Origin of the sequence: Streptomyces alkaliphilus, from assembly GCF_014141535.1 — a bacterium.
GTDB classification, from domain to species: Bacteria; Actinomycetota; Actinomycetes; order Streptomycetales; family Streptomycetaceae; genus Streptomyces; species Streptomyces alkaliphilus.
The window spans coordinates 1-2361 of record NZ_VKHT01000804.1 but is presented as its reverse complement, the minus strand read 5'-3'; the positions used below and the strand labels follow the sequence as shown (position 1 = coordinate 2361).

General features: G+C 71.8%; 1 protein-coding gene. It reads right to left on the bottom strand.

What is annotated here, in order from left to right; all coding sequences use genetic code 11:
* Positions 1 to 62: 62 nt before the first annotated feature.
* Complete coding sequence (locus tag FNQ90_RS19940) at positions 63 to 2345, bottom strand: glycosyl hydrolase (protein WP_182607623.1); 2283 nt, start codon at positions 2343 to 2345, stop codon at positions 63 to 65.
* Between the last annotated feature and the right edge of the window lie 16 nt (positions 2346 to 2361).

The following is a 2361-nucleotide window of genomic DNA, read 5'->3' as shown; positions in this document are numbered from 1 at the left end:
GTCGTGGTGCGTGTGGGGGACGGCCCCGGCGGGCCGGGCCGGGGTCCGGCCGGGGCGGCGCGTCAGCCGGTGGAGGTGGCGGACGAGCGGGCCGGGACGGTGAGCGTGGTGCCGTCGGAGAAGGTCACCGTGCGCTCGGCGTCGGCGTGGTTGTGCGCGGTGTAGGTGCGCACGCCGTCCTTCTCGAAGACCGCCGCCGTGGGGATGTCGGCGGTCACGTCCAGGTTGGGCGTGCCGACGGCGGCGAGGGTGTTGATCCAGTGGTAGGTGTGGGCGCGGGTGGCGCCGGCCTCCGGCTCGTAGGCGTCACCGTCCGCGTCGTAGGCGGCCTTGGCGGTCTCCGGGTCCACGAGGGCCTGGAACTGCCACAGCAGGTCGCGCCACTCCTCGAACGGCCCGCCGTTCTGCTCGACGAGGTGGTCGAGGTTGCGGTTGACGGCCTCCGGGTGGGCGCCCAGGTGCAGGGAGCCGCCGGTCAGGGGCAGCACGTTGATGCCGTGGATCTCCTCCGGGTTGGCGGTCCACCAGGTGGCGTACGCGGCGCCGGAGCCCCAGACCATGCCGACGATCGGGTGCTCGTAGTCGGCCGGGTAGACCTCCTGGTCGGCGTCGAACCAGTACTGGCGGATCGACTCGGCCTCGGTGGTCAGCAGGTAGACGCCGAGGTCGCGCAGTTCGTCGTTGCCGGTGGCCGAGCCCCACAGGATGAGGCCGGTGCTGAGGTTGACGGACTCGGAGGAGGACTCCTGGTTGTTGCCGGCGGCGAAGCCCTGGTGGCCGGCGGCCCAGCTGTGGCCGGCGTAGACGTCGAAGCCGCGCAGGAACGGGTAGCGGTCGTCGTCGCGGGCCGGGTTGGCGGTGTCGCGGATCAGCTCGTGGACCATGCCGCCCCACGCGGAGTCGTCGGCCCACTCGGGGTCGAACTGCGCGACGATCGCGGCGGCCATCACGAAGTAGCTGTAGTGGAAGTGGTGGTCGTTCAGCTCGGTGTCGCTGCCGAAGGACGCCGGGTACCCGGTGAGGGTGAACCAGTCGGCGTCGTAGGAGAACTCGGCCGCGCCGCCGACGGTGAACCACTCCTCCAGGCGGTCCTTGATCAGCGTGAGCAGCCGGTCGCGGGAGGCGGTCTCGCCGGCCTGGTCGGCGACGGTGGCGAGCTGGGCGAGCTTGCCGAGGTGCTTGCCGGTCCAGTAGGTGTCGGTGGCGCCCTCGAAGGGGTCGGGGGAGCCGAGGACGTCGGCGATGTGGCCGGCGAGGCGGCCGTCGTCGATCGCGTCGCTCTCCGGCAGCACGGGCAGGACGCCGGGGACGGTCTGGGTGGTGGTGAAGGAGTTGCCCTCGCGGAGCTTCATGGTGCCGCGCGGCGAGACGTACTCGTGGTCGAGGAGCGCGTCGTCGGTGTGCATCCACTGGTGGCGGTACAGCGCCTGGAGGGTGCCGGTCTCCGAGCCCTCGCGGGCCTCGGTCTCCAGGGTGTAGGTGGCGTTGACCTCACCGGCTGCGGGGTCGTAGTCCCAGGAGACCTCGGAGCCGGTGACGAAGCTGAAGGCGTACCGCTCGAAGGTGCCCAGCGCGTCCCGTTCGGGCAGCAGGGCGACGGAGTAGTAGTCGTTGTCGCCGAGGGCGGCGGTCACGGAGGTGCCGGAGATGTTCCAGTCGCTGCCGGTGGGGGCGAACAGCGCGTAGTGGTTGCCGGCGACGGTCACGCCGAGGACGTTGCCCTCGTCGGCGAAGACCTCGGGGGGCCCGTTGGTGATGATCTCGGCGTCGCCGCCGCCCGCCTCGGCGTAGACGTAGGGCATGCCGTGGCCGATGGTGGCGCGCAGTTCGCGGTCGCTGTCGGCCCAGTAGGGGGTGACGGTCCAGTCGGACCAGCCGTCGGCCCTGACGTCGGGGGAGTTGAGGCCGGTGACGCTCAGGGTGAGGTCGGCGGTGTGGTTGAACTCGTACTGCCGGCCGTCGCCGACGATGGCGTGGTTGGTGGGGTGGCCGACCTGGAGGCCCTCGGCGACGGCCTGGTAGGTGAGGGGGTGTCCGTACATCGGCTGGGAGTACGGGTTGTCCGCGTAGCGCTTGAAGACGAGCGAGGACCACCAGTGGTTGGTGGGGACCGGCTCCCCGGCGACGGTGTCGGTGACCTGCGGCAGGACCGGGGTGCCCATGTTGTCGGTGGGGCCCTGGGCGCCGGCGGGGCGGGTGTCGGAGTAGCCGCCCCGGCCGACCGGTATCTCCGACGCGCCGGCGGAGGGGATCATCACCACGCCGGTGACGGCCGCCGCCGTCGCCGCGGCCGTGGTCGTCAGGGCGATCCGGCGCCGTCGCCGGTTCACTCGATGCTGACTCATCTGCTACCTCGGGGGG

Coding starts and splice junctions, on each gene's coding strand:
- FNQ90_RS19940 (WP_182607623.1), bottom strand. CDS start 2,345: ATGAGTCAGCATCGAGTGAACCGGCGACGGCGCCGGATCGCCCTGACG.